The organism is Sphingobium lactosutens DS20, assembly GCF_000445105.1.
Taxonomy (GTDB): Bacteria; Pseudomonadota; Alphaproteobacteria; order Sphingomonadales; family Sphingomonadaceae; genus Sphingobium; species Sphingobium lactosutens.
Map to the genome: position 1 here is coordinate 216,950 of NZ_ATDP01000071.1, position 25,596 is coordinate 242,545.

The 25,596-nt window shown below is 66.7% G+C and carries 19 protein-coding genes and 1 pseudogene; 2 read left to right on the forward strand and 18 right to left on the reverse strand.

The genetic code is table 11. The features are described 5' to 3' along the window. Positions 1–55 precede the first annotated feature (55 nt). Complete coding sequence (locus tag RLDS_RS33795; RefSeq protein WP_021224861.1) at positions 56–1,303, reverse strand: threonine ammonia-lyase; 1,248 nt, start codon at positions 1,301–1,303, stop codon at positions 56–58. A gap of 97 nt (positions 1,304–1,400) precedes the next feature. Here RLDS_RS33795 and RLDS_RS33800 point away from each other — a divergent pair, with 97 nt between their 5' ends. Together RLDS_RS33800 and RLDS_RS33805 are read left to right on the forward strand one after the other, a co-directional pair. Continuing rightward, positions 1,401–2,270 carry an NAD(P)-dependent oxidoreductase gene (locus RLDS_RS33800; RefSeq protein ID WP_021224862.1) on the forward strand — a complete coding sequence of 290 codons (870 nt, stop codon included), beginning with the start codon at positions 1,401–1,403 and terminating at the stop codon, positions 2,268–2,270. Continuing rightward, positions 2,267–3,973, forward strand: coding sequence for an amidohydrolase (locus RLDS_RS33805; protein WP_021224863.1), 1,707 nt, complete (start codon positions 2,267–2,269; stop codon positions 3,971–3,973). The genes RLDS_RS33800 and RLDS_RS33805 overlap by 4 nt, the downstream gene beginning before the upstream one ends. Positions 3,974–3,992: 19 nt before the next feature. On the opposite strand, the gene RLDS_RS33810 is transcribed toward RLDS_RS33805, so the two are convergent. The 17 genes and pseudogenes from RLDS_RS33810 to RLDS_RS33890 form a co-directional block, all read right to left on the reverse strand. After that, entirely contained in the window at positions 3,993–5,735 is a 1,743-nt protein-coding gene (locus RLDS_RS33810) for an MFS transporter (RefSeq protein ID WP_021224864.1), read from the reverse strand. A gap of 2 nt (positions 5,736–5,737) precedes the next feature. Next, the gene (locus RLDS_RS33815) at positions 5,738–6,484 is read right to left on the reverse strand and encodes an FkbM family methyltransferase (RefSeq protein ID WP_021224865.1); all 747 of its coding nucleotides are present in this window, start codon (positions 6,482–6,484) and stop codon (positions 5,738–5,740) included. Then, positions 6,481–7,626 (reverse strand): glycosyltransferase family 4 protein, encoded by a 1,146-nt coding sequence (locus RLDS_RS33820; RefSeq protein WP_021224866.1) that lies wholly within the window; start codon positions 7,624–7,626, stop codon positions 6,481–6,483. Before RLDS_RS33820 ends, RLDS_RS33815 begins: the two co-directional genes overlap by 4 nt. Next, positions 7,623–8,924 carry a hypothetical protein gene (locus RLDS_RS33825; RefSeq protein WP_021224867.1) on the reverse strand — a complete coding sequence of 434 codons (1,302 nt, stop codon included), beginning with the start codon at positions 8,922–8,924 and terminating at the stop codon, positions 7,623–7,625. Before RLDS_RS33825 ends, RLDS_RS33820 begins: the two co-directional genes overlap by 4 nt. Beyond that, positions 8,921–9,658 (reverse strand): class I SAM-dependent methyltransferase, encoded by a 738-nt coding sequence (locus tag RLDS_RS33830; protein ID WP_031297531.1) that lies wholly within the window; start codon positions 9,656–9,658, stop codon positions 8,921–8,923. The genes RLDS_RS33825 and RLDS_RS33830 overlap by 4 nt, the downstream gene beginning before the upstream one ends. A gap of 62 nt (positions 9,659–9,720) precedes the next feature. Next, positions 9,721–10,851 carry a glycosyltransferase family 2 protein gene (locus RLDS_RS33835; RefSeq protein WP_021224869.1) on the reverse strand — a complete coding sequence of 377 codons (1,131 nt, stop codon included), beginning with the start codon at positions 10,849–10,851 and terminating at the stop codon, positions 9,721–9,723. Positions 10,852–10,853: 2 nt separating this feature from the next. After that, a complete protein-coding gene (locus tag RLDS_RS33840; RefSeq protein WP_031297533.1) occupies positions 10,854–12,203 on the reverse strand; it encodes an exopolysaccharide biosynthesis polyprenyl glycosylphosphotransferase in 1,350 nt (449 codons plus the stop codon). Positions 12,204–12,444: 241 nt separating this feature from the next. Beyond that, positions 12,445–14,337 (reverse strand): XrtA/PEP-CTERM system amidotransferase, encoded by a 1,893-nt coding sequence (locus RLDS_RS33845; RefSeq protein ID WP_021224871.1) that lies wholly within the window; start codon positions 14,335–14,337, stop codon positions 12,445–12,447. 11 nt (positions 14,338–14,348) lie between these two features. Further along, on the reverse strand, positions 14,349–15,884 hold the full coding sequence (gene xrtA, locus RLDS_RS33850; RefSeq protein ID WP_021224872.1) for an exosortase A: 1,536 nt from the start codon (positions 15,882–15,884) through the stop codon (positions 14,349–14,351). Continuing rightward, on the reverse strand, positions 15,881–17,095 hold the full coding sequence (locus RLDS_RS33855) for a TIGR03087 family PEP-CTERM/XrtA system glycosyltransferase (protein WP_021224873.1): 1,215 nt from the start codon (positions 17,093–17,095) through the stop codon (positions 15,881–15,883). Before RLDS_RS33855 ends, xrtA begins: the two co-directional genes overlap by 4 nt. Beyond that, complete coding sequence (locus tag RLDS_RS33860; RefSeq protein WP_021224874.1) at positions 17,092–18,162, reverse strand: FemAB family XrtA/PEP-CTERM system-associated protein; 1,071 nt, start codon at positions 18,160–18,162, stop codon at positions 17,092–17,094. The genes RLDS_RS33855 and RLDS_RS33860 overlap by 4 nt, the downstream gene beginning before the upstream one ends. Continuing rightward, positions 18,159–19,004: an XrtA system polysaccharide deacetylase gene (locus RLDS_RS33865; RefSeq protein ID WP_021224875.1), complete on the reverse strand. Its 846-nt coding sequence runs from the start codon at positions 19,002–19,004 to the stop codon at positions 18,159–18,161. The genes RLDS_RS33860 and RLDS_RS33865 overlap by 4 nt, the downstream gene beginning before the upstream one ends. Before the next feature lie 792 nt (positions 19,005–19,796). Then, positions 19,797–20,780 (reverse strand): annotated as a pseudogene (locus RLDS_RS55130) (XrtA/PEP-CTERM system-associated ATPase); the annotation flags it as partial. Between the two features lie 24 nt (positions 20,781–20,804). Further along, positions 20,805–22,409, reverse strand: a complete 1,605-nt coding sequence (locus RLDS_RS33875) for a hypothetical protein (protein WP_021224877.1) — start codon at positions 22,407–22,409, stop codon at positions 20,805–20,807. Then, positions 22,406–23,329 carry a P-loop NTPase gene (locus tag RLDS_RS33880; RefSeq protein WP_021224878.1) on the reverse strand — a complete coding sequence of 308 codons (924 nt, stop codon included), beginning with the start codon at positions 23,327–23,329 and terminating at the stop codon, positions 22,406–22,408. The genes RLDS_RS33875 and RLDS_RS33880 overlap by 4 nt, the downstream gene beginning before the upstream one ends. Before the next feature lie 14 nt (positions 23,330–23,343). After that, complete coding sequence (locus RLDS_RS33885; protein ID WP_021224879.1) at positions 23,344–24,864, reverse strand: XrtA system polysaccharide chain length determinant; 1,521 nt, start codon at positions 24,862–24,864, stop codon at positions 23,344–23,346. Between the two features lie 2 nt (positions 24,865–24,866). Then, positions 24,867–25,511, reverse strand: a complete 645-nt coding sequence (locus RLDS_RS33890) for an XrtA/PEP-CTERM system exopolysaccharide export protein (RefSeq protein ID WP_021224880.1) — start codon at positions 25,509–25,511, stop codon at positions 24,867–24,869. Positions 25,512–25,596 lie beyond the last annotated feature (85 nt).

Below are 25,596 nucleotides of genomic sequence, written 5' to 3' on the forward strand. Positions count from 1 at the left end.
CCGCGCGCGCAAGAAAAGCACGTTTACTATCAAAAAATGGGGGCCGATCGTCCCATTATGCAACCTCGATCGGCGCGACCTCATAGCCGGCGGCGCGCAGCGCGCCCAGCAGGTTCTGGAGATGGTCGCGGTCGCGCGTTTCGCATTCGACGTCGAGGCTGAGGCCCTTGGCCGGCAGGTTGGTGAAAATGCGCTGGTGCGACAGTTCGAGGATGTTGACCGCCTCCTGGTCGAAGATGCGCGCGACGTTGAACAGCGCGCCCGGCCGATCCTGCAATATGATGCGCAGCCGCGCCAGCCGGCCCGAGCGGGCGAGGTCGCGCAGCAGCACATTGGCGAGCAGGCGCGTGTCGATATTGCCGCCGGTCAGCACCAGCCCGACCCTGCGCCCGGCAAATTGATCGCGATGCGTCAGCAAGGCGGCAAGGCCCGCCGCGCCAGCCCCTTCCACCACCGTCTTTTCGATCTGGAGCAGCAGGCTGAGCGATTCTTCCAGCCGCCGCTCGTTCACCAGCAAAATGTCGTCGGCCAGCCGTTCGACGAAGCGGCGCGTGACCGAACCGGGCTGCTTGACGGCAATGCCCTCGGCCAGCGTGTCGCCGTCGCAGGCGAGGTCCGTGCTTTTCATGAAACCGTACATGGACGGATAGAGTTCGGCCTGCACGCCGATCAGGCGAATGTCCGGCTTCATCGCGCGCGCCGCCGTGCCCATGCCCGAAAACAGGCCGCCGCCGCCGATCGGGATGACCAGCGTGTCGATTTCCGGCGCGTCCTCCAGCATTTCGAGCGCGACCGTGCCCTGCCCGGCGATGATGTCGGGCTCATCGAAGGGATGGACGAAGGTCAGCCCCTGCTGCGCTTCCAGTTCGCGGGCATGGGCATAGGCATCGTCGAATTTCTCGCCAAATTGCACCACGGTCGCGCCGTGGCTGCGCGTCTGCGTCACCTTGATGATCGGGGTGGTCGTGGGCATCACGATGGTGACGGGCACGCCCAGCCGCTTGCCATGATAGGCCAGGCCCTGCGCATGATTGCCGGCCGACGCGGCGATGACGCCCTTCGCCTTCGACGCGTCGTCCAGTTGCAGCAGCCGGTTGAGCGCGCCGCGTTCCTTGTAGGCGGCGGTGAATTGAAGGTTTTCGAACTTCAGATAGACTTTGCAGCCCAGCATGTCGGACAGCGTCTGGCTGATCAGCGTCGGCGTCTTGACGATCGCCCCGGCAATGCGGGTGCGGGCGGCCAATATGTCATCGACGGTGACGGGCAGCGGCAGGGCGCTTTCGATCTTCGCGAGCGTATTCATACCCGCCCCCTAGACGAAAAACAGCTGCGAAGAAACTGGAACTGTCCCGGCACTGGCCCTATGGCGAACGTTCAAGCACGCAAAGATACGAGGCGGGATGGCTAGGATCGCGTTTATCGGCCTGGGGACCATGGGGGCTCCGATGGCAGGACATCTGGCGAAGGCCGGGCATGAGCTGACCGTCTACAACCGATCCATCGGCAAGGCGAAAAGCTGGGCCGAAGCCTATGGCGGCGCGGTCGCTATCAGCCCGGCCAAGGCGGCGGAGGGTGCGGACATCGTCATCAGCTGCGTGGGCACCGACGATGATCTGGCGCAGGTGGCTCTGGGCCGCGAAGGCGCGTTTCGATCCATGCAGCCCGGCGGCCTGTTCATCGACCATACGACCGTGTCCGCGCGCATCGCCCGGCAATTGTTCGTGGAGGGCGAAAGCCGGGGCATCCACAGCGTCGACGCGCCCGTCACGGGCGGCCATTCGGGCGCGCAGGACGGAAAGCTGGCCATCATGTGCGGGGGCAGTGAACCGGCGGTCGCGGCGGCGAAGATCGTGATGCAGGCCTATGCCACGCGCATCGTCCATGTCGGCGGCGCCGGCGCGGGCCAGACCGCCAAGATGGTGAACCAGATCTGCATCGCCGGCGTTATCCAGGGCCTGTCCGAAGCGTTGCGGTTCGCGCAGGCGGCGGAACTGGATCTGGACGCGGTGTTCGAAGCGATTTCGGGCGGCGCGGCGCAAAGCTGGCAGATGGACCGATATTGGGGGACGATGGCGCGCGACGAATTCGACTTCGGCTTTGCCGTCGACTGGATGCGCAAGGACCTCGGCCTCGCGCTCGACGAAGCGCGCGCCAATGGCGCGACGTTGCCGGTGACGGCGATGATCGACCAGTTTTACGCCGATGTGCAGGCCATGGGCGGCCATCGGCAGGATACCAGCGCATTGGTGCGGAGACTGACCCGAGCATGAAGATTTTCGTTTCGAGCGCCGCGATCGCGCTCGCCCTGTGTCCGGCGCCGGTTCTGGCGGCGGGCGTCATCGACAATGTGAACGGCATCGCGCTGGACGCCAATGGCAGGATCGTGCGCTTCGGCGCGCTGATGATCGACGATGACGGCAAGGTCGAAAAGCTGATCGAGGGCCGATACAAGGAACCGGACTATAAGCGGCCCAAGAAACGCAAGAAGGGTGAGCCATGGCCCGAACCGCCCAAGGGGCTGGCGTTCAAGCTGGACGCGGGCGGCAAGACGCTGATCCCTGGCCTCATTGACGCGCATGGCCATGTGATGGGCTATGGCCTCTCGCTCATCACGCTCGACCTGTCGGACACGACATCGCTGGCGCAGGCGCAGGACAAGATCCGCGCCTATGTCGCTGCCAATCCGGGCCGCAAATGGATCATCGGCATGGGCTGGAACCAGGAACAATGGGGCCTGGGACGGTTTCCCACTGCCGCAGACCTTGACGCGGCGGTCAGCGATATTCCGGTGTGGCTGGAACGGGTGGACGGCCATGCCGGCTGGGCCAACAGCGCCGCCATCCGCGCGGCCGGGATCACGGGCGCAACCAAGGCGCCGGCGGGCGGGCGGATTGAAATGGCGGGCGGCAAGCCTGCGGGCGTGTTCGTCGACCGGGCGATGGACCTGATGCAGAAGGTCGTGCCCCCGCCCGCGCCCAAGGACCGCGACCTGGCGCTGGAAAAGGCGCAGCGCGCCCTGCTGTCGATGGGCATCACCGGCATTGCCGACATGGGCACCAGCATCGAGGATTGGCAGGCGTTTCGCCGTTCGGCGGATCGCGGGGCGCTGCGCGTGCGGATCATGTCCTACGCCATGGGTCTGGAAAATATGGTGCTGATCGCCGGGCCGGAACCGACGCCGTGGCTGTATGACGACCATCTGCGCATGGGCGGGATCAAGCTGTTGCTGGACGGCGCGCTGGGATCGCGCGGGGCGTGGCTGAAGGCCGACTATGCCGATGCGCCGGGCCAGCGCGGGCTGCGCATGATCCCCGACACGCAATTGCGCAATATCATGAGCCGGGCAGCGATGGACAATTTCCAGGTCGCGATGCACGCCATTGGCGATGCCGCCAATGGTGAGGCGCTGGACGCGATCCAGGAACTGGCCGAAACCTACAAGGGCGACCGGCGTTGGCGGATCGAACATGCGCAGATCATCGATCCGGCCGACCTGCCGCGCTTCGGCCCGCTGGGCGTGATTGCCTCGATGCAGCCGGTGCATGAGGCGTCGGACTGGCGCATGGCCACCGCACGGCTGGGCGAGGCACGGCTGGCGGGCGCCTATGCGTGGAAGACGATGCTCGACAATCGCGTGCCGCTCGCCTTCGGATCCGACGTGCCGGTGGAAAGCCCCAACCCCTTCCCCGGCATCGCGGTCGCCATGTCGCGGGAGGATGCAAAGGGCCAGCCGGTCGGCGGATGGATGCCGCAGCAGCGCGTGAGCTTTCAGGCGGCGCTCGACGGCTTTACACGGCAGGCGGCCTATGCGGGCTTTGCGGAAAAGAAATTCGGCAGCCTGGTGCCGGGCCAGCGCGCCGACTTCCTGCTGATCGACCGCGATATTTCGACGGCGCAGCCGGCCGACATTCGCACGACGCAGGTGCTCGAAACCTGGATCGGCGGCAAGCGCGTCTATGTGAAGGGGCAGTAACGCCCCTTCCCTCCCTTCGCTACATCGCATTGTCGGCGGCGTTGAACGCCTCCTCCATTGTCTGGGGCAGCGGCGGCTGCACCGGCTTGTCGCAGCCCGCACCCTTCATATGCGCGCGCAGCATGTCCATGCGGTCGAGGTTCCAGCGGGCCAGCGGCACGCCCAGCGGCCGGAAGTCGGCGCGCTCGAACAATTGCACCACGTAGTTGCGGCAGAGTTCGTCGACCTGCTCGATCGTCAGCATGCCAAGGTTCATGACCATCGGCCGCCCCGGCACGCCGTTGCGCCCGCGCACCAGGTCGGTGACATAGAGGCCGCCGCGCGGGTCGACCAGCACGACGTCGGCTTCGCTGGAATCGATCAGCCGGTGGCTGGCGGCATAGGGCGCGACGAATTCATAGGTGCGCCAGACAAGATAGCCGCTCGACAGGATGGTGATGAGCAGCCCGATCAGCACCGGCCGCATGGCGTCCCGCGGGCGGAAACGCGCCCAGCCCAGCCCGGCGAGCAGGCAGAAGGGGCCGATGAAGCCATGGGCGTAGCGAAAGCCCCAGCCATAGCCTTGCGCCAACGCCAGCCCACACCCCGCCACGCAGCCCAGCGCCAGCGGCAGCGCGATTTCCCGCCCGGCGAGCAGCGCGCGCCAGCGCATCGCGGCGACGCCCAGCGCGGCGAGCGGCACCATCAATATGTTGTTCCAGGCGATATAGCGGGTGAGGTTGACCAGCGGCTGCCAGCGATCGCCCAGCCGTTCGAACAGGCTGCCAATCTTGTCCGCCACGCCGGCCGAGGGGCGCACATCCGCCGGCGCGCCCAGCGCGTGCAGCAGGAAACCCGGCCACAGCTTGGCCCAGACGACGACGATCGTCACCAGCGTCAGCGCATGGTAAGCCGCCACCCACCAGCGGCGCGCCAGCAGCATCCACAGGATGAAGGGCGCGATGAACAAGGGCGGGAAATGCCATTGGTGCAGCCCCGCCGCGATCAGCGCCACCAGCCCCGCTGCGCCATGGCCGAGCCACCCGCCGCGCAGCACCAGCGCCAGCCAGACGAGATTGAGCGCGAAATGCCCGGTCATCGCATAGGGGGTCATCGCCGTGACCCACAGCTGGCTCGATGAAAAGCCCAGGATCAGCGCGACCCAGACCGCATCGGGCCGGTCGGGCATCAGCCGCAGCGCCACCCGCCACAGCGCAACAAGGCCGGTCATGAGCAGCACCGGCCCGGCCAGATTGGGATCGCCCAATTGCCAGAATAATGCCTGGATCGCGCTGTTCACCGGCAGATAAGCGGCGGTCCAGTAATCCGCCGCGCCGAAGGGCGAGAAAAATTCCGGCATGATCGCCCGGCGATAGGGTTCCCATTCGATCGGGATAGGCCGGGCGAACAGCCCTTCGCGCATATAGGCGGCGGCGAAGCGGGCGACTTCTTCGTCCCGGCTGATCGCATAATCCTGAAACAGCGCATAATGGCCGGTCCAGGCAGCAAGGCCAAGCAGAACGACCAGCGGTATCACAATGCGCGCGGTGGGCGGCGGCAGGCTGAAACCGCGCCCCTCCGCCCAGGGCGCGGCGAGCGCCAGCAGCGCCAGCGCGCCGAGCAGCGCGGGCAGATCCTGATCGAGCAGCAGGATGACGGCCAGGCTGATCCCCTGCCGGTAGGTGACATGCCACAGAAAGGTGCCAAGCACCCAGAGCGTCAGGCACAAGGCCCCCGCCAGGAACAGGCGTCGCGCGGACACGAACGATCCGGGCGCCCCCATCGTCAGTCGCGCACCAGCGTCCGGTTGACGAAAATGCCGTCCATTTCGACGAGCAGCGGGAAATGTCCCTTGTTATTTGCGAAGAAGGCGGACGGCACGAAATCGCGCGCCTCCAGCCAGTCGATCATCGCGCGATAGCCGGTTCCGCCGTCATAGATGGGGCGCACGCCCAGTTCGGTCTGGACGCCCAGCATCCTGCCGATCTGATCCCCCGCCCCTTCGCACACCGACAGGTCATGGCCCTGCGTGTCCATCTTCAGGAATGGCCGGGCAAAGCCGTGCTGCGCCATCAGGTCGGGCAACAGCGTATCGAGCCGGCGGCATTGCATCTCGACCGTCTTCGTCACCTTGTTGCGATCGGCAAAGATGGCGTCCTGCGCGCCGGACGGCTTTTTGAGCGAACTGAACTGGTCTGCCGCCATGATGTTGAAGCTGGCCGTGCCGTCGAAATCGGACAGCGCCATGTTGAACACACACCAGCGCGGATCGGCGGCGGCGCGCTTTTCCAGCAGCGCGAAAATATCGGGATTGGGCTCGAAGGAGAGGATGAGGCCCCTATAACCCGCATCCCGGCGCGCCATCGTCGCATATTGGCCGCGATTGGCTCCGACATCGAACAGGCAATCGACGGCGAAGCTGGTGAGGAACCGGCGCATCGCCTGCACCTCCGGATATTGGTGGACGCGGCCCGCCGCCGCCAGCCGCATCGCCAGCAGCCGATCGCCCAATTCGCGGCGATAGCGGTTCACGTCCGCTGCTCCAGCACGCGCCGATAGATGCCGATCGTCGTTGCCGCCATTTCCCGCCAGGACCCCATAGTTTCTCCATAGGCGCGCGCACGGGCACCCTGCTCCCGCGTCATGGCGGCGCTTTCGATCAGGGGCAAGAGCGCCCGGCCCAAGGCCTGCGCATCCCCCGCCGGGACGCGGGTGGCTACGCCCTCCGGCAACTGGCCGAACATGCCCGCGTCCGACGTCACCATCGCCTTGCCATGGTGAAGCGCGGAAAGAAATGCGCCGCTCGAATCGATATGGCGATAGGGAAAGACGATCATGTCCGCGCGCGCCATATGCGCGTCGAGCCGGGCTTCGGTCAGGAAGCCGAAGTCCGTGATCAGCCGGTCGGCGAAACCGGCGCGCGTCACGGCGTCGATCATCGGCGCCATGTCGATGAAGGGTTTGCCCGCGATCACCAGTTCGAAGCGACGACCCGCGCGCCAGAGGGAAAGGCAGGCGTCGATCAGCACGTCCACGCCCTTATAGGGGCGGATGGTGCCGAAAAAGAGCAGACGCGGCAGCAGCGGGGGCGGCACGGCGGCCAGGTCGGCCAGCGTGGCTGGCGCGAGGCGCATGGGCGGGTGCGGTGTCACATGGATGCCGGCCGGGTCGATGCCCTGCGCCATTAGCGCGGCGCGGGTCGTTTCCCCATGCACGATCAGCGCGGCGAACCGGTCGAGCAGCGCGCGATAGCCGCGTCCCTGAACCCCGGCATCGGCATGATAGGCGTCGGCATTGTGGACGGTGTGGACCAGCGCCACGCGGCCCGCCAGCCGCTGCAACATCAGCCGGTCTGCGGGCGCGAGCGGCAGCCATTGGACATGGACGACATCGGCTTGCGTCAGCGGGCGCATATCCCCCAGCGCGCAGGCCAGCCCATATTCCGCCGCCTTCGCCAGACGAAAGGCGCGCCCTTCGCCCAGCCGATCGCGCAGCGCCTCGCTGCGGCGAAAGAAATGGGGGCGATAGCGATAGCCCTGCGGTTCGATGGCATCGGTCGCGCGCATCGGGCGGCCGAGCAGCGTCACCTGCGCCCCCTCCCCGGCCAGCGCCGCGCACAGGCTGTCGTCATAGCGCCCGGTGAAAAGCGACGGATCAAGCATCGCGACTTTCATGCGCGCGCCAGCTTTCGGAGCGAGAGAAGATGCAGCGCCGCCACCGCAAGGAGTGTGAGCGCGTAAAGCGTCAGGAAACCAAGGTCGAAGCGGCGGGGGAAGACCAGCAGCGCCAGCGGCGCGCTGACCAGCGAACCGACAAGAAAGGGCAGCGACCGGGCGAGAAGATGCGCGAACCGGCCGAGCGCCGCCTGGACATAGACCGACACGCTGATGACCGTCAGCGCGGCGAGCGCCAGCAGGATAAGGCCGATGTCCGCCCGGTCGATGCTGGCCTGGCCATCGAACAGGATCATGAACAGCCTGTCGCCCGCCCCCCACAGGACCGCCGCCAGCGCCAGCGCGAACAGCATTGCAGCACCCAGCGCCCGGCCCAGCAATTGCCGCAGCCGCGGCCGGTCGCCGGCATGATAGGCGCGGGTGATGCGCGGCAGCGCCGCCTCCACCAGGGCGCGGACCAGCATCGACAGGGCGCGCGCCATCTTGAAGAAGAAATCGAACACCAACATCGGCCGCGCGTCCGACGTCGCCGCCGCGATGGTGAAATAGGGCGCGTTATAGGCGATGATGTCCGACAGGGTGAATGCCGCCGACGCGCCAATGTCGCGCAGATAGTGGCGGCGGACATGGCCGCCGCCGACGCGCACCGACAGCCAGTGATGGGCGCGCATTCCCAGCCGCCGGTGGACATGGCCGATGGCGATGCCGATCATGACGGCGCTGGCAACCAGTTGCAGCGCCACTGACAAACGGGGGTCGAGGCCCGCAAGGATCGCCAGCAGCAGCATGATGGTGAGCACCCGGCGCGCGCAATCAAGCGCCTCCCACAGAAAGTTGCCATCGACCGCCGCCAGCGCGCGCTTCGCCAGCAAAGCCGGAAGGTTGAGGCAGGCGGATAGAAAGAAGAGCAGGAACAGCAAGGGCATAGCCGTCGCCAGCCAGTTCATGGCGAGCGCGACCAGCAAGATCAGCGTGCCGCCCGCCACCAGCAGCACCAGGAACAGGAACAGCACGCCCATTTCCTCCAGCCGGAAGCCGCCATCGTCCGCCTCCTCGCCGCGCCCCAGCCAGTGCCGCCGCAACCGGGCGTAAATGATGCTGGTGAGGCCGAACTCCGCCGAAATGGTGAAGTTGCCGAACGCGACCAGCAGCAGGAAGGCCTGAAATTCCGCGATGGGCAGCACGCGCACGAATACGAAGGTGACGGCAAAGCCCCAGACCAGCACCAGCCCGACATTGGCGAGTTTCACCAGGGCCAGGACACGGGCACTGCCCTCCAGCCGGGCAAGGCGGCTCATCGCGGCTTGCGCGCCCGAAACAGCCGGTCGTCGAGCGCGTAGAAATGGCGCAGATCGGGGTCGATCGAGTTGGCGTCAATCTCTTCCAGATCGAAACCCGCCGCGCGGATGCGGTCGGCGAAATCGGGGCCATATTGGCGGACATGGTCCCACTGGCCAAAGCGCCGCTCCCGCTCGCGCGGGGGCATGGCGAAGCTGCCATCCTCTGTCGGCTTGTCCCATAATGGTACGATCAGCCAGGCTTCGCCGCCCGGTTTCAACGCGCGCAAGATATTGTGCAGCACCGCCATGTCGTCGGGCACATGCTCCATCACATGGCTGGCGTAGAAGAGGTCGTAGCGATCGACGTCGGCCAGTTCCATCAGGTCGACGCGCCGCATGGCCGGCACCGTGTAGCGCGCGGGGTCGAGATCGGCGGGGACATAGTCGGCGGCAGTGGAAAAGCGGCGGACCAGGCTGCCCTCATTAGGCGCCATGTGCAGCACCGAGCCCTCGACCGGCACGGTCAGCCGCCCTTCCCCGATCAGCCAGTTCATCAGCCGCTCGCGCGGGGATGCGCCGCAGGCCGGGCAACCCCATTCGGGATTGTCGCCATAGCGGAAGAAGCCCACCACAGTCCTGCCACAAGCCGGGCAGCCGCGCGACGCGCGCGCGCCCAGCGACTGGCGCAGTTTCAGCGCGGTCCGGGTCAAATGCTTGCCGGCGGCCTTGGCCACCCGCTGAACAGTAATCACGTCAATCTCCGCATGGGGTCAGGCGAGCGCCTATACTATATCGCCGCGCAGAAGCGAGAGGGTCAGCGCGATTGCGCCGGGTTCCAGATGGTGACGGTGCGCCCGCGCATCGCCTTTGTCACGCCCTGCAACGTCGCGGCATAGGCGATCAGCATGTCGACCAACGCCGCCAGCGGGCCGCGCCGCGCGCGAAGGCCCGTCATGACGGCGACGGCGACAGCAGCCATGCCGAGGGCGAACAGCAGAGGAGAGACGCGCCACGCAAGGATTGCGGCGGCGAGCGCCCCGATCAAGATGAACGCTCCGCCGAACCAGCGGACGATCTTGCGCGAGGCATATTTGAAGCGGTCGATCGCGGCCAGGCGGCGCAATTGCGGGCGCAGATAGCGGTGCGTGTGCCAGGCGCGCGCGGCGATGCGGACCTTGCGCCGATATTCGTCGCCACGCGCCGTCACCAGCCGTTCGCGGGCGATGACATCCTTCGCCTTGATGAGCCGCCGGCCCGCGAACACAACCGCCATCGACACGGTAAGGTCGTCGAGCACGCTGTCGGGAAAGTCGGGATAAAGGCTGCGGCGGATCGAAAAGATGGAGCCATCCGCGCCCAGCACGTTGCCGGTGCGCGATTCCTCGTCCTTCAACCGTTCCTCCAGCCGCCAGTAAAGCGACCCGACCGAAGCGGTGGCGCTTTCGTCGGCGCCGACATAGTGGAGCGATCCCAGCACGCCGCCAATGTCGGGATCGGCATAGCGGGCGAGCAGCCGGTCGATGGCGTCGGGGTCCAGCAGCACATTGGCATCGGTGAAGATCAGCACATCGCCGCGCGCGCGGGCGGCAAGCTGCTTCATGCCATGCGCCTTGCCGCTGCGGCCGGGGCCGCGCAGCAGGGTGACAGGGCCAGCCGCCGCGATCAGGTCGCCGGTGCCGTCGCTCGACCCATCATCGAAGGCGAGGCACTCAAGATCGGGGTGGCGCTGGCGCAGCATCGCCAGATTGGCGAGCTTGTCCGGCATCGCCGCGGCTTCATTATAGGCGCAGAACAGCAGTGAGGCGCTGGGGGCCGGCACTGCGACCGGATGCTCCGGCCGGGTCGGCAGCGCGCGCAGGACCAGCGGGTAACAGAGAAACGGCCAAGCGACGGCGATCAGGCACAGCGCCAGTATCACCAGCAAAATCAGGTCGATCGCCGCCATTATTAATAGGCCTTGTGATGGACGAGCACGCCCAGCGTCGCGACGATGATGCGCATGTCGCGCCAGATCGACCAGTCGCTGACATATTCCAGGTCCGACTGAAGCCGGTCGATCAGGTCCTGATGATGGTCGGTCGAGCCGCGATGGCCGCGCACCTGGGCTAGGCCGGTCATCCCCGGCTTGATGCAATGGCGCGCCCAGTAACGCGGGTCGACTTCCCAATAAAGGCTGTTGCCCGCCTTGGCCGCGGCGGCATGGGGACGTGGGCCAACGATGCTCATGTCGCCTTTCAGCACATTGAAAAGCTGCGGTAATTCATCGATGCTGGTGCGCCGCAGGAAAGCGCCGACACGGGTCACGCGATCATCGTCGCGCCGGGTCAATGTCGCGGCCTGATGATCGCTCGCATCGGTCCGCATCGAGCGAAATTTGTAGATGGAAAAGGAGCGCGCATCCTTGCCGATGCGCGGCTGGCGAAACAGCGCCGGGCCGGGACTGGTCAGACGCACCGCGAGCGCCGCGCCGATCAGGACTGGCGACAGCAGGATCGTGGCCGTGCCGGCAACGATCAGGTCGAACAGGCGCTTGACCAGGCGATCGCGAAACTGGAGCGGCCCGCCCGCGACGATGATCGTGGGCTGGCCATCGAACTGGTCGACGCGCGCAGGGGCGAAGCGCAGCAATTCGGGCACGACGATTTCGCCGCGCGCGGACAAGGATTTGAGCGCCGCCGACCAGTCATCCATGCGCTCCATCGGGCAGGCGACGATGACCCGTTCCGCCATGCCCACCGCGCCGGCCAGCCGGGCGGCCATGTCGGCGTCATGCCGTTCGGGGTGGAGATTGGCGGCATCGGCGTCGATGATGCTGGCGTGAAAGCCGGTCGCGATCGTCACCCCGTCCAGGATGACGGCGGTCAGATGCGGCACGCCGCCCAGCAGGCTGACCGCCAGCCGCGCCACCGCCACCCGCACCAGCGCCAGCGCCGCCGCGCCCAGCCCCAGCCCCGTGACAAAGGTCAGGCGCGACAATTGCTCGGCAATCTTGCCCAGATAGACGATCAACAGCATCAGCAGCGCCGCCTGCGCCAGCGCCCACAGCGCCCGCACGATCCCGCGCCGCAGATGGTCGATCGTGTTGATGCCATAGGCCCCGCCTTGCACCGCCAGCAGCGCATAAAGCGGCGCCACCATGGCGAACATGACGATGCCGTGCGGCTTGCCCGGCTCGCCCCATAGCGCGCCCAGCACGAACCAGTTTGCGGCCAGGAAGGCGCAGAATAGCCCCGCCATGTCCCCCGCCAGACACAGCGCATAGAGGCGCAACCGCACCATTTCCTTGGAAACTGTCATGCTGCTACCGTGCATCATCATCGGCTGCATGCGTTGGCATTGTGGGCAGGCGGTGGCAAGGGGGGAGCTATGAAGACGGCGCTTCTCGACTTGGACGACCGTAGACTGAGATAAATCCGTTCGTGCTGAGTAGGGGCTGAGCGAAGTCGAAGACCCGTATCGAAGCATAATCCTTCGATACGCCATTTCGCCAGGCTCAATGGCTACTCAGGACGAACGGAGAGAGTCGCGCTTTTCGAAACTACCCAAACAACCGCCCCAGCGCCTTGTCGAGCATCAGCAATTGCCACAGCAGCCGCCCATGGTCCGCCACGCCCGCCTTGTGGTCCGTGGCGACCTTCGCCAGCATCCGGGCGTCGAACCAGCCGGTCTTCGTCAGAGCGGAGCCGCCGGCGATCGCGCTCGCTTCGCCCGCCAGCGCGCCGCGGAACCAAGCGCTGATCGGGGTGACGAAGCCCATTTTCTGGCGGTAGAGTATGTCCTGCGGCAGGAACGGCTCCATCGCCTTCTTCATCAGCACCTTGCCGCTGTTGCCGCGAATGCGCTGGGCCACCGGCAGGCGCGCGGCAAATTCGACCAGGCGATAGTCCAGCAAAGGTTCGCGCGCCTCCAGGCTGACGGCCATGCTCATGCGGTCGGTCTTGGTCAAAATGTCGCCGGGCAGCCAGATGCGAATATCGGCATATTGGGCGCGATCGAGCGGATCGCGTGCGGGCGCGTTCGCCATTGCCCTGATATAGCGGTCCTCGGCGCGATAGCCGCCCAGCCGGCCTTTCATCTCCTGGCTGAACAGGCGCTGGCGCAGAGCGCGGGGCGTGACGCCGACCGAGGCGGCATAGGCTTCGCCCCCCTCCCCCGCCAGTTCCAGGAAGGTCGATTTGGCGCGCAGGACGCGTGGCGCCCAGTCGGCCTTGGGATAATAGCGGCCCAGCGTTCCGAACAATGGCTGGCGCACCGATGCGGGAATGAGACCGCGCAGCCTTTCCCCCTGCATCTGGAAGCGATGGCGGCGATAGCCCGCAAAGGCTTCGTCCGCGCCATCGCCAGACAGCGCCACCGTCACCTGCTCGCGCGCCAGTTCGCACACCCGATAAGTGGGCAGAGCCGAAGCGTCGGCGAACGGCTCGTCAAAATGATGGGCCAGCGTGTCGATCAACCCATAATCATCGGGTGATACGATGCGCGTGCGGTGATCGGTGGCAAAGCGCCGGGCCACCCGGTCGGCATAGGCGGTTTCGTCCAGGCTCGCGACATCGAAGCCGATGGTGCAGGTCTGGACCGCGCGTTGCGAGGCTTCGGCCATCAGCGCGACGACGCTGCTGCTGTCGACCCCGCCCGACAGGAACGCGCCCAGCGGCACGTCGGCGACCATGCGCGACCGCACCGCCTGCCGCATCAGCGCGACCAGTTCCTCCTCCAGCGCCTCGGGCTTCGCCTTGCTGCGGTCGGCAAAGCTGACGTCCCAGTAACGCTGTGGCTGCGGCAGTGGGCGGCCCCGCACCAGCCGCAGCGTTTCGCCCGCGCCCAGCTTGCGCACGCCCGCAACCAGGCAGGCGTCGTCGGGAATATAGCCATAGGCCATATAATCCTCGACCGCCGACAGGTCCGGCGCGCGGCGCAGCAGCGGGTGGGCGAGCAGGCTTTTCAATTCCGATCCGAAGATCAGGCTGCCGTCCGACAACAGCGCATAGTGAAGCGGCTTCACCCCCAGCCGGTCGCGCGCCAGCCAGAGCGATTGCGCCCGCGCGTCGAACAGGGCGAAGGCGAACATGCCGTTGAAGCGATGCACGCAGTCCTCGCCCCATTGCCGGTAGCCGTGCAGGATGACTTCGGTGTCGCTGGAGGTGCGAAAGACATGGCCCTTGGCCTCCAGTTCGGCGCGGACCTCGGCAAAATTATAGATTTCGCCGTTGAAGACGACGGCGAGGCTTTCATCCTCGGTCAGCATCGGCTGCGCGCCGCCGGCCAGGTCGATGATCGACAGGCGCAGATGGCCCAGGCCGACGCCCGGCGCGGTCCAGATGCCGCTTCCGTCCGGGCCGCGATGGGGCATCGCGTCCAGCATCGCGCGGACGCGGGCGGGATCGACGGGCTTGGCCGTTTCGAGATGGAAGATGCCCGCTATGCCGCACATGGGATCAGGCTCTAGCGGATACCGATGGCGCGGTCAGCCAAAAGCCGCATGTCGCCCAGATTGCTGAGGAAGGCGGTGACGGCGGCGTCGGCATCCTGCGCTTCGGTCTGTTCGGCCGACACAAGGATAGCGACGGCGCGCTGGTCCCCGCCCAGCAGCCGGGCCTTGAGCGTCGCGAGCTTGACGGCAGGCTTGCTGCCGGTCGGCGCGCCTCCCCCCACGGCATAGGCGCTCACGACATGGCGCACGACCGGGCCGGGCGCAGTGATCTGTTCGCCCAGCGCGCCGGTCGGCGCGCGTGCGGGCGAGGACCAGACCCATTCGCTGTCGGGATCGGCCGCGCCCTGCGCGAAGCCGACCAGTTCGCGCCCTTCCGCCTGTCGCGCATAGGTGGCGATGGCGATGTCCACCACCTGACCGCGCGCATTGCGATAGCGGGCGGTGACGAAATGATCCGCGCCGTCAAAGCGCGGCCGCCAGGGATAGGCCTGGGGCGCGTCGGTGCGGGTCCAGCCGGATATGGTGGGCAGGGTCAGCGTCGGCGGCAGCGGCTCGGCGGTCGCGGCGGTCGCGGCGAGCCAGAGCGGCGCGGCCACGATCAGCGCCAGCGCGCCGCCCGCGACGAAGGACAGTGGCCGGCCCCGCACGGTCATGGATTGCAACGCGCGCGGATCAAACCAGGGATCGCCGGGCTTGCGATCGAAAAAGGGCCAGGCGGCGGCCATGACGATGATCATGATGATGGCGAAGAAGACCCAGCCATAGACGACATGATCGAAACCCACCGCCGCATCGACGGTGGTCATGTGCGCGACCAGGATCGTGGCATAGGCGCGCACGCCATTGGCCAGGATCGACAGGCCGAGCGCGCCGATGAGGAACAGGATGCGCCGGCGCCAACTGCGAAAACAGACATTGCACACCAACACGCCATAGGCCGCCATGGCGATCAGGAATTTCGCGCCCGAACAGGCTTCGGCCACCTCAAAATAGCCGGTCGGCGTGGTGATGAAGATGCCCTCCAGATGCGCGGGCACCCCGGTAAGGTCGAGCAGCAGCATCGACAGGCGCGCGGTCAGCAATTGCAGCGGCGGGACCAGTTCCTCGCCAAAGGGCACCATGAAGAAGGCGTAGAATAGCGGGAAGAGCAACGCGCGCGCCACCGCCGGTCCCAGTAGCGCGATCGTCGTGCCCTGCACCATCAGCACCAGCGCGCCATGGCGGAACAGCGCAACGCCCGCCGCCGCGCCGAGCAGCCAGACAAAGGCACCCGCGCCGAGCCACAGCAATCCCGGCGGCCAGGCGACCGGCTGCAACTGGCGCAGGCCGGGCAGCCGCTGCTGCACCAGCCAGCCGATCAGCAGGGGGACGAACAGGCAATGGCCAAAGGTCGACGCGTTCCACCAGATCGACACCATGTCGATGACGTCGCGATGGAACAGCGCCAGGATCGCCACCGCTGTCAGGCCAAGCGCAGACAGATGCGCGCGCCATTCGCTAATCACGGACGCGGTGGTCGGCTCCTGCATCGTCGCGGTGTTCGTCATGCGGGCTGCATGTCACCGCAGAGCATGGCCGGCAAGTCGGCCAGTGTCGCGCTCCAGCGATAGCGCTGCTCCATGCGGGCGCGCGCGGCGCGGCCTATCGCCTGCGCGCGGGCGGGATCGGCAAGCAGGTCAAGCACGGCCTGCCCTTCTCCGGCGGGATCGGCAGCGACCAGCAGATCATCGCCATGGCTGGCATCGATGCCCTCGGCCGCCTGCGGAGACGCGACGACGGGACGCGCCATCGCCATGGCTTCCAGCACCTTGTTCTGGATACCGCGCGCGATCCGCAGCGGCGCCACGACCACGTCGGCGGCGGCAAGCCAGCCGCGCACATCGGGCACGCCGCCTGTCACGACGACGCCGGACAGATGCGACAGCGCCTCCACCTGCGGCGCGGGATTGCGACCGACGATAGCGAAACGGGCGGCGGGATGGACCGCCTGAACCCTCGGCAGTACGTCGCGGGCGAAACTCTCCACCGCCTCCACATTGGGGCGATAGTCCATCTGTCCGGTGAAGACGAGCAGCGGGCCTTGGCCGCGGTCGACCGGATCGAGCGCTGCGGCGGGGTCGAAATAGTCGAGCGCGACGCCATTCTCGACGGCAACGACGCGGTCCGGGCCAAGGCCGGTGGCATTGCGGAACAGCGCGGCTTCCGCTTCGCTCACGAAACTGGAGAGGTCGGCGCGCGCGGCGACCCGGCGTTCGAAATCGAACAGCAACCGCCCTTCGCGACGATTGACCCAGGCCATGGGGCCGCTGCCCTGCCGGCCATAGGCGGCATATTTGGCCGAATCGAAATCGACGAAGTCCATCATGAAGCGGACGCCCGGCACCAGCGGCGGCACGAAATGCGCCATTTGCGCGGAATAGGCGAAGACCGCGCGGATCGGTCGCTCGTCAAGCGTCTGCCGCACCCAATGATGCAGGCCGGGATGATCGAACAGCGACACCAGCATCGACTGGCGCTTGGCAAGGCCGGTGAGGCCCGCAACCAGTTTCGATCGATCACGCCGCAACACGCACTGGCTGGCGGCGACCTGCGCCAGATCGGCGGCAAAGCCCATGTCGCGATCATCATCGGCAAAGCAGCCGACATGCACCGGCGCGACCTGCGCCAGGCGCTTCAGCATATGGCAGGAGCGGATCTTGTCGCCGCGATCGGGCGGAAAGGGAACGCGGTGGCACAGGAACAGAATGTCGCCGGTCATCCCAGACCCCGCGCGATCAACGGGCCGATCAGGTTGGCGACGGGCAGCGGCAATGTCTTCCACAGGTCGATGCGCCGCTGATATTTGGCGCTGTTAGGGTCAATGTCGCGTGCCGCGCCTTGCGGCGACCAGCCATGATAAGCGAGCGGGACGGGTTCGAAGCCAAAGCTCTTCTTCCAAGCTGCCTGCCCGCTGCCGACCTTCGACCGACCAAAGTCGAATATCTCCATGCCGCGCGCGCGCGCATGGCCCATCAGGCGGAAATAGAGAAGCTCGTTGGACCGCAGCCGCCGCGCGTCGCCAATGCCGCCGCCCCAGAAGGGCATCGCCCGGCCATTATGGTAGAGAGTCAGTACTGCGGAGACTGCGCGATCCCCGTCGCGCACGATCGCGATGTCGGCATCCTCGCCGAAATGCTCCAGCACCGCGCGGAACAGGCGAGCAGGAAAGACAGGCGTGCCAAGGTTGCGTACGCTCGTCGCATAGACGTGATAATGGTCGCGCAGATGCTGCCGCTCGCGCCCGACTTCGAAGCGCAGCGCGGAATTGGCGAGCGCCTTGCGCAATTCGGCGCGGTGCTTGCGCGGGATGGCGAGCAGTTCGGCCTCCTCATCGGAAGCCAGCGGACGGGAAAAGCCCAGATGCTGCCCCTCGCGCGTCTGCCAGTCGCCGCCGGGCGCAGGGCCGCCGCGCAGTTCGATGGCTATGCCGCCACGGTCGCGAGACAGGTCGCGCGCCGCCTGCGCCAGCATGGCGACGGCCCGCGCGTCATCGGCCAATATCCCGCCATCGACGGCAAAGCCGCTCGACACCAATGCCTGCCCGAACAAGGCGCTTTTCATATGATGCAGCGGCAACAGCCCGCTGATCCGTCCCGATGGCCCCACCGCCGCCAGCATCAGCGCGCGGTTGCCCGTCGCTTCCTCGATCGCGCGCAGCCAGGCCGGGCGGTGAAAGGGCGTCGATGCTGCGTGGGCGAGAACATAGTCGTCCACCCCGCGCGCCTGCGCGGGATCGCGCAGGTCGAGTGTGGTGACGCACAGTCCGGCGGCTGATCCCTGGATCATGCTGCGCGCGCCGCCTCTTCATCGGCCAGCGCATCCACGCGGGTCCAGGCGAAGTCGCGTGTCAGGCGGCGCAACTTGTCCGCCATAACCGACAGGTTGCTATAATGGCGCAGGCGCGACCGCAGCGGCGCACCCGCCACGCGCGGCTGGCCGGGGTCGATCTCCCACGGATGGAAATAGATGATCGCGGGCCGCCCCGCCTGTTCATTGACCTGCCGGATCGCCCAGCGCGAAAAGCCATAGGGCAGCAGACGGAAAAAGCCCCCGCCCCCGGCCGCAAGCGTGCGCTTGCCCCATTTGGCGGTCGTCACCGGCAGTTCGACCAGTTCCGCATCCCTGACCGGCTTCCAAGCGAAACGCGGCGAATCGGGCCAGCCATAATGGTCATGCCGGATCGGCGCGACGCTGGAGGAATAGCGATAGCCTTCTTCCGCCAGGATCGTATGTGCCCAAGGTGTGCGCGGATCGATAGAGAAGCTGGGCGCGCGATAGCCTGTCACCGCCTGCCCGCTCGCATCCTCCAGCAACCCGCGCGCCTTGCGCAGATCGGCGCGAAACTGATCGGGCGTGAAGGTGAAGACGCGCGCATGGTCATAGCCATGGCTGGCGACCTCATGCCCCGCATCGACGATCCGCCGCATCAGAGCGGGATAGCGTTCCGCGACCCAGCCCAGGGTGAAGAAGGTCGCGCTGACGCCCGCTTGCGCAAACAGGTCCAGCACCGCGTCGGTGTTGCGCTCGACGCGATGGGCAAGGCTGTCCCAGTCGGCGCGGTCGATCGTGCGTTCGAACGCGCCGACCTGGAACCAGTCCTCGACATCGACCGAAAGGGCGTTGCGCATGACGTTCCTATCCAAATGGCGCGGCGCGGATCAGGCGACGGCCGCGTCCCGCGCGACCCCGTCCATCCGGTCTTCCCGCTCGACCCATTCGACCAGCATCGTCAGCACGCGGCGCAGCGCGACGTCATGCTCCTCCGCCCGGAATTCGAGCGACGCCAGGCGCTCCTCGATCAGGGTGAAGCAATCCTTCAGCGCATCGGGATCGATGGTTTGCGGCGGCGTGAAGGGCGCGTGCGACTGGACGGCGCGCAGCGACGCGATTTCCGCGCGCAATGCGGCGATTTCATCCTGCATGTCGCGGCGCAGGTCGCTCATGCTCTCCGCCGGCTCGTCTGTCGCCGCAACCGGCGATGGCGCATCGTCTTCGTCCAGCACGTCCTCGGCAAAATGGTCGAGCGATGTCTGCATGTCGGCGATCTCCGCGTCCATGTTCCACTTGCCGTCCGCGACTGGCGTTGGCTCCGGCGCGGGCTCAGAGTCCGGCGCGGTCCAGGACTCCGCGTCCCAGTCCGCCACTTCGGCATCGTCTTCCTCGCGCGGAACCATGTTCGACGGCGGGGCGAAGGGCGCGCGATCGGCTGGCGGCGCGAAGGGGGCGGCTTCGTCGATCGGGGCGTTCAGCGCCGCATCGACAGGATCGACGAAGGGCGTCGGCTCCGCATCCTGGCTGACCACATCCGCCGCGTCGCCTTCCTCCAGCGCCGTGAAGGGCACGGGCGTCCATTCGTCCTGCGCCTGCTCGTGCGGCAGCGGCTCATGTTCCTCCTGCGAGGCGGCAACGCCACGGTCCCACACGGGGTCGTCGACCAGATCGGCGGCTTCGTCCGCCTCGACCGGCTCGAACTCCTCAGCGACTTCGGCTTGCGCGACAGGCTGTGCGTCCTCGTCCGCTTCGACCGTCTCCGCGACCATGTCCTCCTGCACGTCGTCCAGCGCGGAGGCGGCGATCGGTTCGGGCATGATATCGACGTCCAGCCCCATGTCGGCCACCACCGCCGCCACGGCGTCGGCATCGATCTCATGAATCTGCTCGATCGCGCCCAGCAGCAGCACGCGGCTGATCAGCGCGTTCAAACGGCGCGGCACGCCGCCGGTCGCGGCATAGAGCGCCGAGAAGGCGGCTGGCGTGAAGGCGGGATTGCCGGTCCAGCCCGCGATGCCCAGCCGATGGATGACATAGGGTTCGACTTCGCTCGGCAGCATCGGTTCCAGATGATGGGTCGCGATGACGCGCTGGCGCAGCTGCTCCAGATCGGGCGAGCGCAGCAGATCGCGAAATTCCGGCTGCCCCAGCAGGAAGATTTGCAGCAGCGACTGGCCGCCAAGCTGGAAATTGGACAGCATCCGCAACTCCTCGATGGCCGAAACGCTGAGGTTCTGCGCTTCATCGACGATCAGCAGCGACCGGCGACCCGCGCGCGCCTGGCCGTGCAGATAGCCCTCGATTTTTTGCAGCGTCGCCGCCTTGGTATAGCCTTCGGTCGCAAGGCCGAAGCTCTGCGCGGCGAGGCGCAGCATGTCGTCGCCCTCCACCTGCGTCGACACGATCTTGACGGCGGTCAGCCGCGACGGATCGATCGTCTGCATCAGATGGCCGACCAGTGTCGTCTTGCCAGCACCGATGTCTCCGGTGATGACGATGAAGCCCTCGCCCTGCGCCAGGCCATAGCCGAGATAAGACAGCGCCTTGCGGTGCGTCGCGCTTTCGAAATAATAATGCGGGTCCGGCGTCAACTGGAACGGGCGGCCCTGAAGTCCGTAATATTGCTCGTACATTAGCTCGTCTCCATGCCCCAGGCGCTAGAAGCTGTAGCGCAGGCCGACCTGCCCCAGAGCGCTGATCACCGTGTCGATATCGTCTGCCTGAACCCCGTCCAGACCCAGCGAGGCGGACGCCGAAAGACGCCGGCTCAATCCCTTGAAATAGCTGGTGAACGCGCCATAATTCAGCACGTCGGGACGGCCGCCGCTGGCGTCGAAATAATTGAGATAGGCGACGGTTTCCAAGCTGTCGCGGTCGTTGAACATATAGGTCATCGACGCATTGCCGAACCAGTTCTCGTCGCGCGATCCGCGCACCAGCACCATTTCGCCCTGCGGTGTGATGAACTTGCGCTGCGAATAGCCGGCGCCCAGGCCCCAGCCCCACTGCCCGCGCCGCAGCGCATATTGCGCCGCCACGCCGCGATAGCGGAAATTGGCGGCCGTGATGCCCGACAAGGCATCGTTGAAACATTGCCCCCCGCCCGTGACGGAGAAAGCGCAGCCGGTGATGTCGCCGGTGAAGGGGTTGCGCGCGACGTCGAAGTTGCTGCCCGACAATGCCGCCACATTGGACGTGATGACGCGGCCGAAACTGTCGATGCCGTCGAACACGACCAGCGCGAAATGGCTGTCCTGGCCCTGCCACAGGAAGCTGCCCTGATAGGTCATGCCGCCATAGCGTTCGCCCACCCACGCCTGGAGCGAGGTGCGGCGGCTGGGTCGCCAGAGAACGCCCGCGTCCCAGATGATGTCGCTGAAATCATAGACCAGCGCGCGCGGCGAGCTGTCGTCGGTGACATAGCGGCCATTGCGGATGACCGGCAGGCCGTCCTCGTCCAGCAGTGGAGAACGCTGGCTGATCTTTATCTCTTCATAACCGACGCCGCCAACCAGCGCGACGGTGGGAGAAATCGGCACGGTCGCGTCGACCCGGCCCCAGGCGTCCTCGAACCGCTGGTCGAGCTGCCGCGCATCTTCGCGGTCATAGCCCGCGCTTGCGGTCAGGCCGACGCCCGGCAGCAGCGTGTCAGGCGAAAAGCCGACCGAACCCAGCAGGCTGTGCGTCCAGCTGTCGGCGAAGGAGCCATTGGGCTGCGCGCCCGTGAAATTCTGGTCGACGCTGTCATCCACCCGCGCATAGCCCAGGCGATAGGAGGCGTTGACGTTGAGGTCGCCCAGCTGCGTCGTATAGGACGGCCCGGCATAGGCGGCCCAGACCTGGCTGGTATAGGTGTCGCGCTGCGGCAGCGCGCCCGACAGGCCATCGGTCCGCACCCGGCTGGCAAGGCCGCCGGTCTGGAAGGTCAGGCCCCGCGCCACGTTGAAATTGGCACTGGCAATGCCGCTCAGCACATCCTGATCGACCGCTTGGCTGCCCCAGCCGAAGCTGTGATTATATTGGGCATCGATCACCGCTTCGACGCGGCCATTCTGCACTTCGGCGGTGATCCCGGCGGTGAGGTTGGTGTAGGTCAGCACGTCGCCGCCGCCCTTCAATGGCGCGGTCACGACCTGGTCGATGCCCAGATACGGCACGACATCGACGCGCCGGTCGGCGCGCGATTCCTGCGCCATGCCTGGGCTGGCCGCCAGCGCGGCGGCAGCCGCCGACGCGAGCCAGATGGTGCGATGGAGCGTCATCCGCGCCCCTCCCCCTTGTCATGATAATGGCCAAAATGCCGCCCGGTCGTGAAACGCGCGGCGTTGAGCAACAGGCGCACTTGAGCGCCGCCCTTGAGCAGGGAGGCCGCTTCGCGAATCGCGCTTTCGCTGGTCCGGTCTGCCTGCACCACCAGCAACGCGATGGCGGCATGTCCGGCCAGAACGGCGGCGGGCGACGCGCCGAGCAGCGGCGGCGAATCGAAGATCAGCACGCGTTCGGGCCGCCCCTCGGTCAGGCGCGCCAATAACGTCTGGGTACGGCTCGACGCCAGATATTCGGTGTCATTGTTGCTGCGCTGCCCGGCTGGCAGGACCGACAGCGAGGGCAGATCGGTGCGGATGATGCAATCCTCGATCGCGATCACCGGATCGGCCAGCGCGTCCATCAGGCCGGGACCGGGGTTGAGGCCCAGGCTCTGCGGGATCGACGGACTGCCGAAATCGGCGTCGACCAGCAGGATTTCCAGATCCTTTTCCGCCGCCAGGCTGAGCGCCAGGTTGATCGCGCAGAAGCTCTTGCCCTCGCCGCTGTTGGGCGAGCAGACAAGGATGCGATTGCCGCGCGCATTGTCGCGCAACTGCGCCAGCAGGTCGCGCTTAAGCAGGCGGAATTCTTCGCTCATCACCGTCACCGGGCCTTCGGGCAGCAGGAACCCGCCCTGCGTCAGCGCATCGCGATCGATCGGCTGCACCGGCCCGGTCCAGGCCGGCGCACGCTGCACCGGCGCGTCCGGCGCACCGGGAGCGGCGGGCATCTCGACCGGCGGCGGCAGCGGCGTGTCCGCCGGCACATCGACGGCCGGGGCCGCGCGCCCCTTCAGCGCGGCGGTGAAGTCATAAATCTGGGTCGCGCGCTCGATCAACGATCCGCGGCCCTTGATGGAGCTATGCTGGTTCATGGGATCGCGCTCCTTCACGCCATGCCGCGCTGGACAAATTCGACCGCGATCAGCAGCAGGCAGACGCCCGCCAACCCTCCGCTCGCGGCGGCAAACCATTTCATCCGCTGTTTCTCGACCGCCTGCTGCGCGGCACTGCGCACCTGGCTGATCGAGCCGGCGACCGGCAGGCCGATCGCCCGTTCCAGCCGCGCGGCGGTGGAAAAGCTGCCCTTGAGCTGGCCGAGCGCAAAGGCGACGCCGAGACCGGCCGCGATAGCGAGCACCAGCACGCCCAGCAGCAACAGCGGCCGGTTGGGCGCGGTCGGCGCGGTCGGCGTGCTGGGCGGCTGGATCACGCGGAACTGCACCGCACCGGTTTCGGTCTTCACCTCACCGCGCAGGCGGATTTCCTCGCGGTCGGCGAGCAGCTTGTCATATTGGGTCTTGAGAACCTCATAGTCGCGATCGAGCTTTTCCTGCTCCGACGCAATGCCTGGTTCATCGACCTGGCGCGACATCATGGCGTTGAGATCAGCCTGGAGCTGCGCCTTGCGCGCCTGGAGCGCCTGCACCGTGGCGGCGCGTTCGGCCTGCATCGACTTGATCGACAGATAGGCAGGATTAGGCGTGCCGCCGCCACCGCTCGCGCTGCCGCCGCCGCTCTTGCGCAGCGCATCGACCTCGCGCTGGGCGGCGATGACATCGGGATGGCTGTTGGTCCAGCCGCGCGCCTTCATCGACGCGAGGTTGGCCTGCGCCTGCGCCAGTGCCGATGGTCCGCCCGAAGCGCCCACGCCCGGCAGAGTCTGCGGCGTGCCGGCCAGCTGGCCGTTCATCGCCGTCAGCGCGCTTTGCGCCTGCACCAGCTGTGAGTCGATAGTGTTGATCTCCATCCGCGCCGCGTCCATGCGCTGGCTGATGGAGCCGGCGCCCGGCAGCAGCCCGGCATAACGCTGGGCAAATTCAATGCGACGCTGGTCGGCGGCTTCCAGTTGCTTGGCGCGGCCGGCGATCTGCTGATCGAGGAAGGCCAGGCTCTGCTTGGTTTCGCGGCGGTCGCCCGACAGATTTTCCTCCTGGAAAATGTCGATCAGCTTTTGCACCACCTGCTGCGCGATGCGCGCATTGGCCCCGTCCGACAGACTCGAATCGGCCGAAATGGCGCTGATGTCGATCATGCTGGGGTCGGCCTGCGCCATCACGGTAATGTTTTCGCGCAGGGTGGTGATCTTGGCGGCGATGTCGCGCGGGCCGGACACGGTCTGCGACAGGTCAGTGCCGCGCACGACCTTTTCCAGATTCTCTGCGCTCGCCAGCGTGCTGCGCAGCCGGTCGAGATCCTGCTGCGACTGGACTTGGGTGATGCCCATGCGGTCTTCCAGCAGCGACTGGGTATTTACATAGACCCGCGCCTTGGACTGGTAGCTGTTGGGGATGAGCGCGACGCCCAGCCAGCCGAGCATGGCGACGCCCCAGGCGACCGCCAGCGCTACCCAGCGCCGGTTCCATATGCCGTGCCACAGCACGAGCAGTTCATCGTAAAGGCCCGCCATGGTCAGAACATGCTTTCAGGGATGATGATGACGTCGCCGGGGGCCAGCATGACATTGGCCTTGGTGTCGCCACGCTTGAGCAGGTCGTTGAGGCGGACCTGATATTCCTTCTGCTTGCCCGTATCCTTGTCGAAGCGGACCAGGCGCGCGCGGTTGCCTGCGGCAAATTCGCTGAGGCCCCCGACCGCGATCATCGCGTCAAGCAGCGTCATGTTCGCGCGATAGGGGATGGAGGCCGGCTTTTCCGTCGCCCCCACGATCCGCACCTGCTGGCTGAACGTGCCGCTGAAATTATTGACGATGACCGACACCAGCGGATTTTCGATATATTGCGAAAGCGCCAGCTTGATGTCGTCGGCCAGCATCTTGGGCGTCTTGCCCACCGCCGGCATGTCGGTGATGAGCGGCGTGGTGATGCGCCCATCAGGCCGCACCTGCACCTTTGCGCCCAGTTCCGGGTTGCGCCAGACGAAGATGGTGAGGTCATCCAGCGGGCCGATGACATATTCCTCGCCCGGCCCTTCCTGCGTCGACACGAAGGATGCGGGCGGCAGCTGCGGCCCGGACGGCGCGGAGGCGCAGCCCGACAAGGCGACGGCGGGTAGCGACACCCCCATCAGGAACCTGGAAACCGACACGAAACGCATATTCTCACCCCTTGCCGTGCCCCGGTGCGCCCCGCCGCCAGGGAGCGGCAGCGGCAGGAACGCACGGGCTTTGGGCAATGTCATG

Excerpts from the sequence above, each read along its gene's own strand:
- RLDS_RS33880 (WP_021224878.1), bottom strand. The coding sequence starts at position 23,329 with ATGAACCAGCATAGCTCCATCAAGGGCCGCGGATCGTTGATCGAGCGC.
- RLDS_RS33835 (WP_021224869.1), bottom strand. The coding sequence starts at position 10,851 with ATGGCGGCGATCGACCTGATTTTGCTGGTGATACTGGCGCTGTGCCTG.
- RLDS_RS33840 (WP_031297533.1), bottom strand. The coding sequence starts at position 12,203 with ATGACAGTTTCCAAGGAAATGGTGCGGTTGCGCCTCTATGCGCTGTGT.
- RLDS_RS33865 (WP_021224875.1), bottom strand. The coding sequence starts at position 19,004 with ATGCGCAACGCCCTTTCGGTCGATGTCGAGGACTGGTTCCAGGTCGGC.
- RLDS_RS33875 (WP_021224877.1), bottom strand. The coding sequence starts at position 22,409 with ATGACGCTCCATCGCACCATCTGGCTCGCGTCGGCGGCTGCCGCCGCG.
- RLDS_RS33845 (WP_021224871.1), bottom strand. The coding sequence starts at position 14,337 with ATGTGCGGCATAGCGGGCATCTTCCATCTCGAAACGGCCAAGCCCGTC.
- RLDS_RS33890 (WP_021224880.1), bottom strand. The coding sequence starts at position 25,511 with ATGCGTTTCGTGTCGGTTTCCAGGTTCCTGATGGGGGTGTCGCTACCC.
- RLDS_RS33885 (WP_021224879.1), bottom strand. The coding sequence starts at position 24,864 with ATGGCGGGCCTTTACGATGAACTGCTCGTGCTGTGGCACGGCATATGG.
- RLDS_RS33795 (WP_021224861.1), bottom strand. The coding sequence starts at position 1,303 with ATGAATACGCTCGCGAAGATCGAAAGCGCCCTGCCGCTGCCCGTCACC.
- RLDS_RS33860 (WP_021224874.1), bottom strand. The coding sequence starts at position 18,162 with ATGATCCAGGGATCAGCCGCCGGACTGTGCGTCACCACACTCGACCTG.
- RLDS_RS33805 (WP_021224863.1), top strand. The coding sequence starts at position 2,267 with ATGAAGATTTTCGTTTCGAGCGCCGCGATCGCGCTCGCCCTGTGTCCG.
- RLDS_RS33820 (WP_021224866.1), bottom strand. The coding sequence starts at position 7,626 with ATGAAAGTCGCGATGCTTGATCCGTCGCTTTTCACCGGGCGCTATGAC.
- xrtA (WP_021224872.1), bottom strand. The coding sequence starts at position 15,884 with ATGACGAACACCGCGACGATGCAGGAGCCGACCACCGCGTCCGTGATT.
- RLDS_RS33800 (WP_021224862.1), top strand. The coding sequence starts at position 1,401 with ATGGCTAGGATCGCGTTTATCGGCCTGGGGACCATGGGGGCTCCGATG.
- RLDS_RS33810 (WP_021224864.1), bottom strand. The coding sequence starts at position 5,735 with ATGGGGGCGCCCGGATCGTTCGTGTCCGCGCGACGCCTGTTCCTGGCG.
- RLDS_RS33855 (WP_021224873.1), bottom strand. The coding sequence starts at position 17,095 with ATGACCGGCGACATTCTGTTCCTGTGCCACCGCGTTCCCTTTCCGCCC.
- RLDS_RS33825 (WP_021224867.1), bottom strand. The coding sequence starts at position 8,924 with ATGAGCCGCCTTGCCCGGCTGGAGGGCAGTGCCCGTGTCCTGGCCCTG.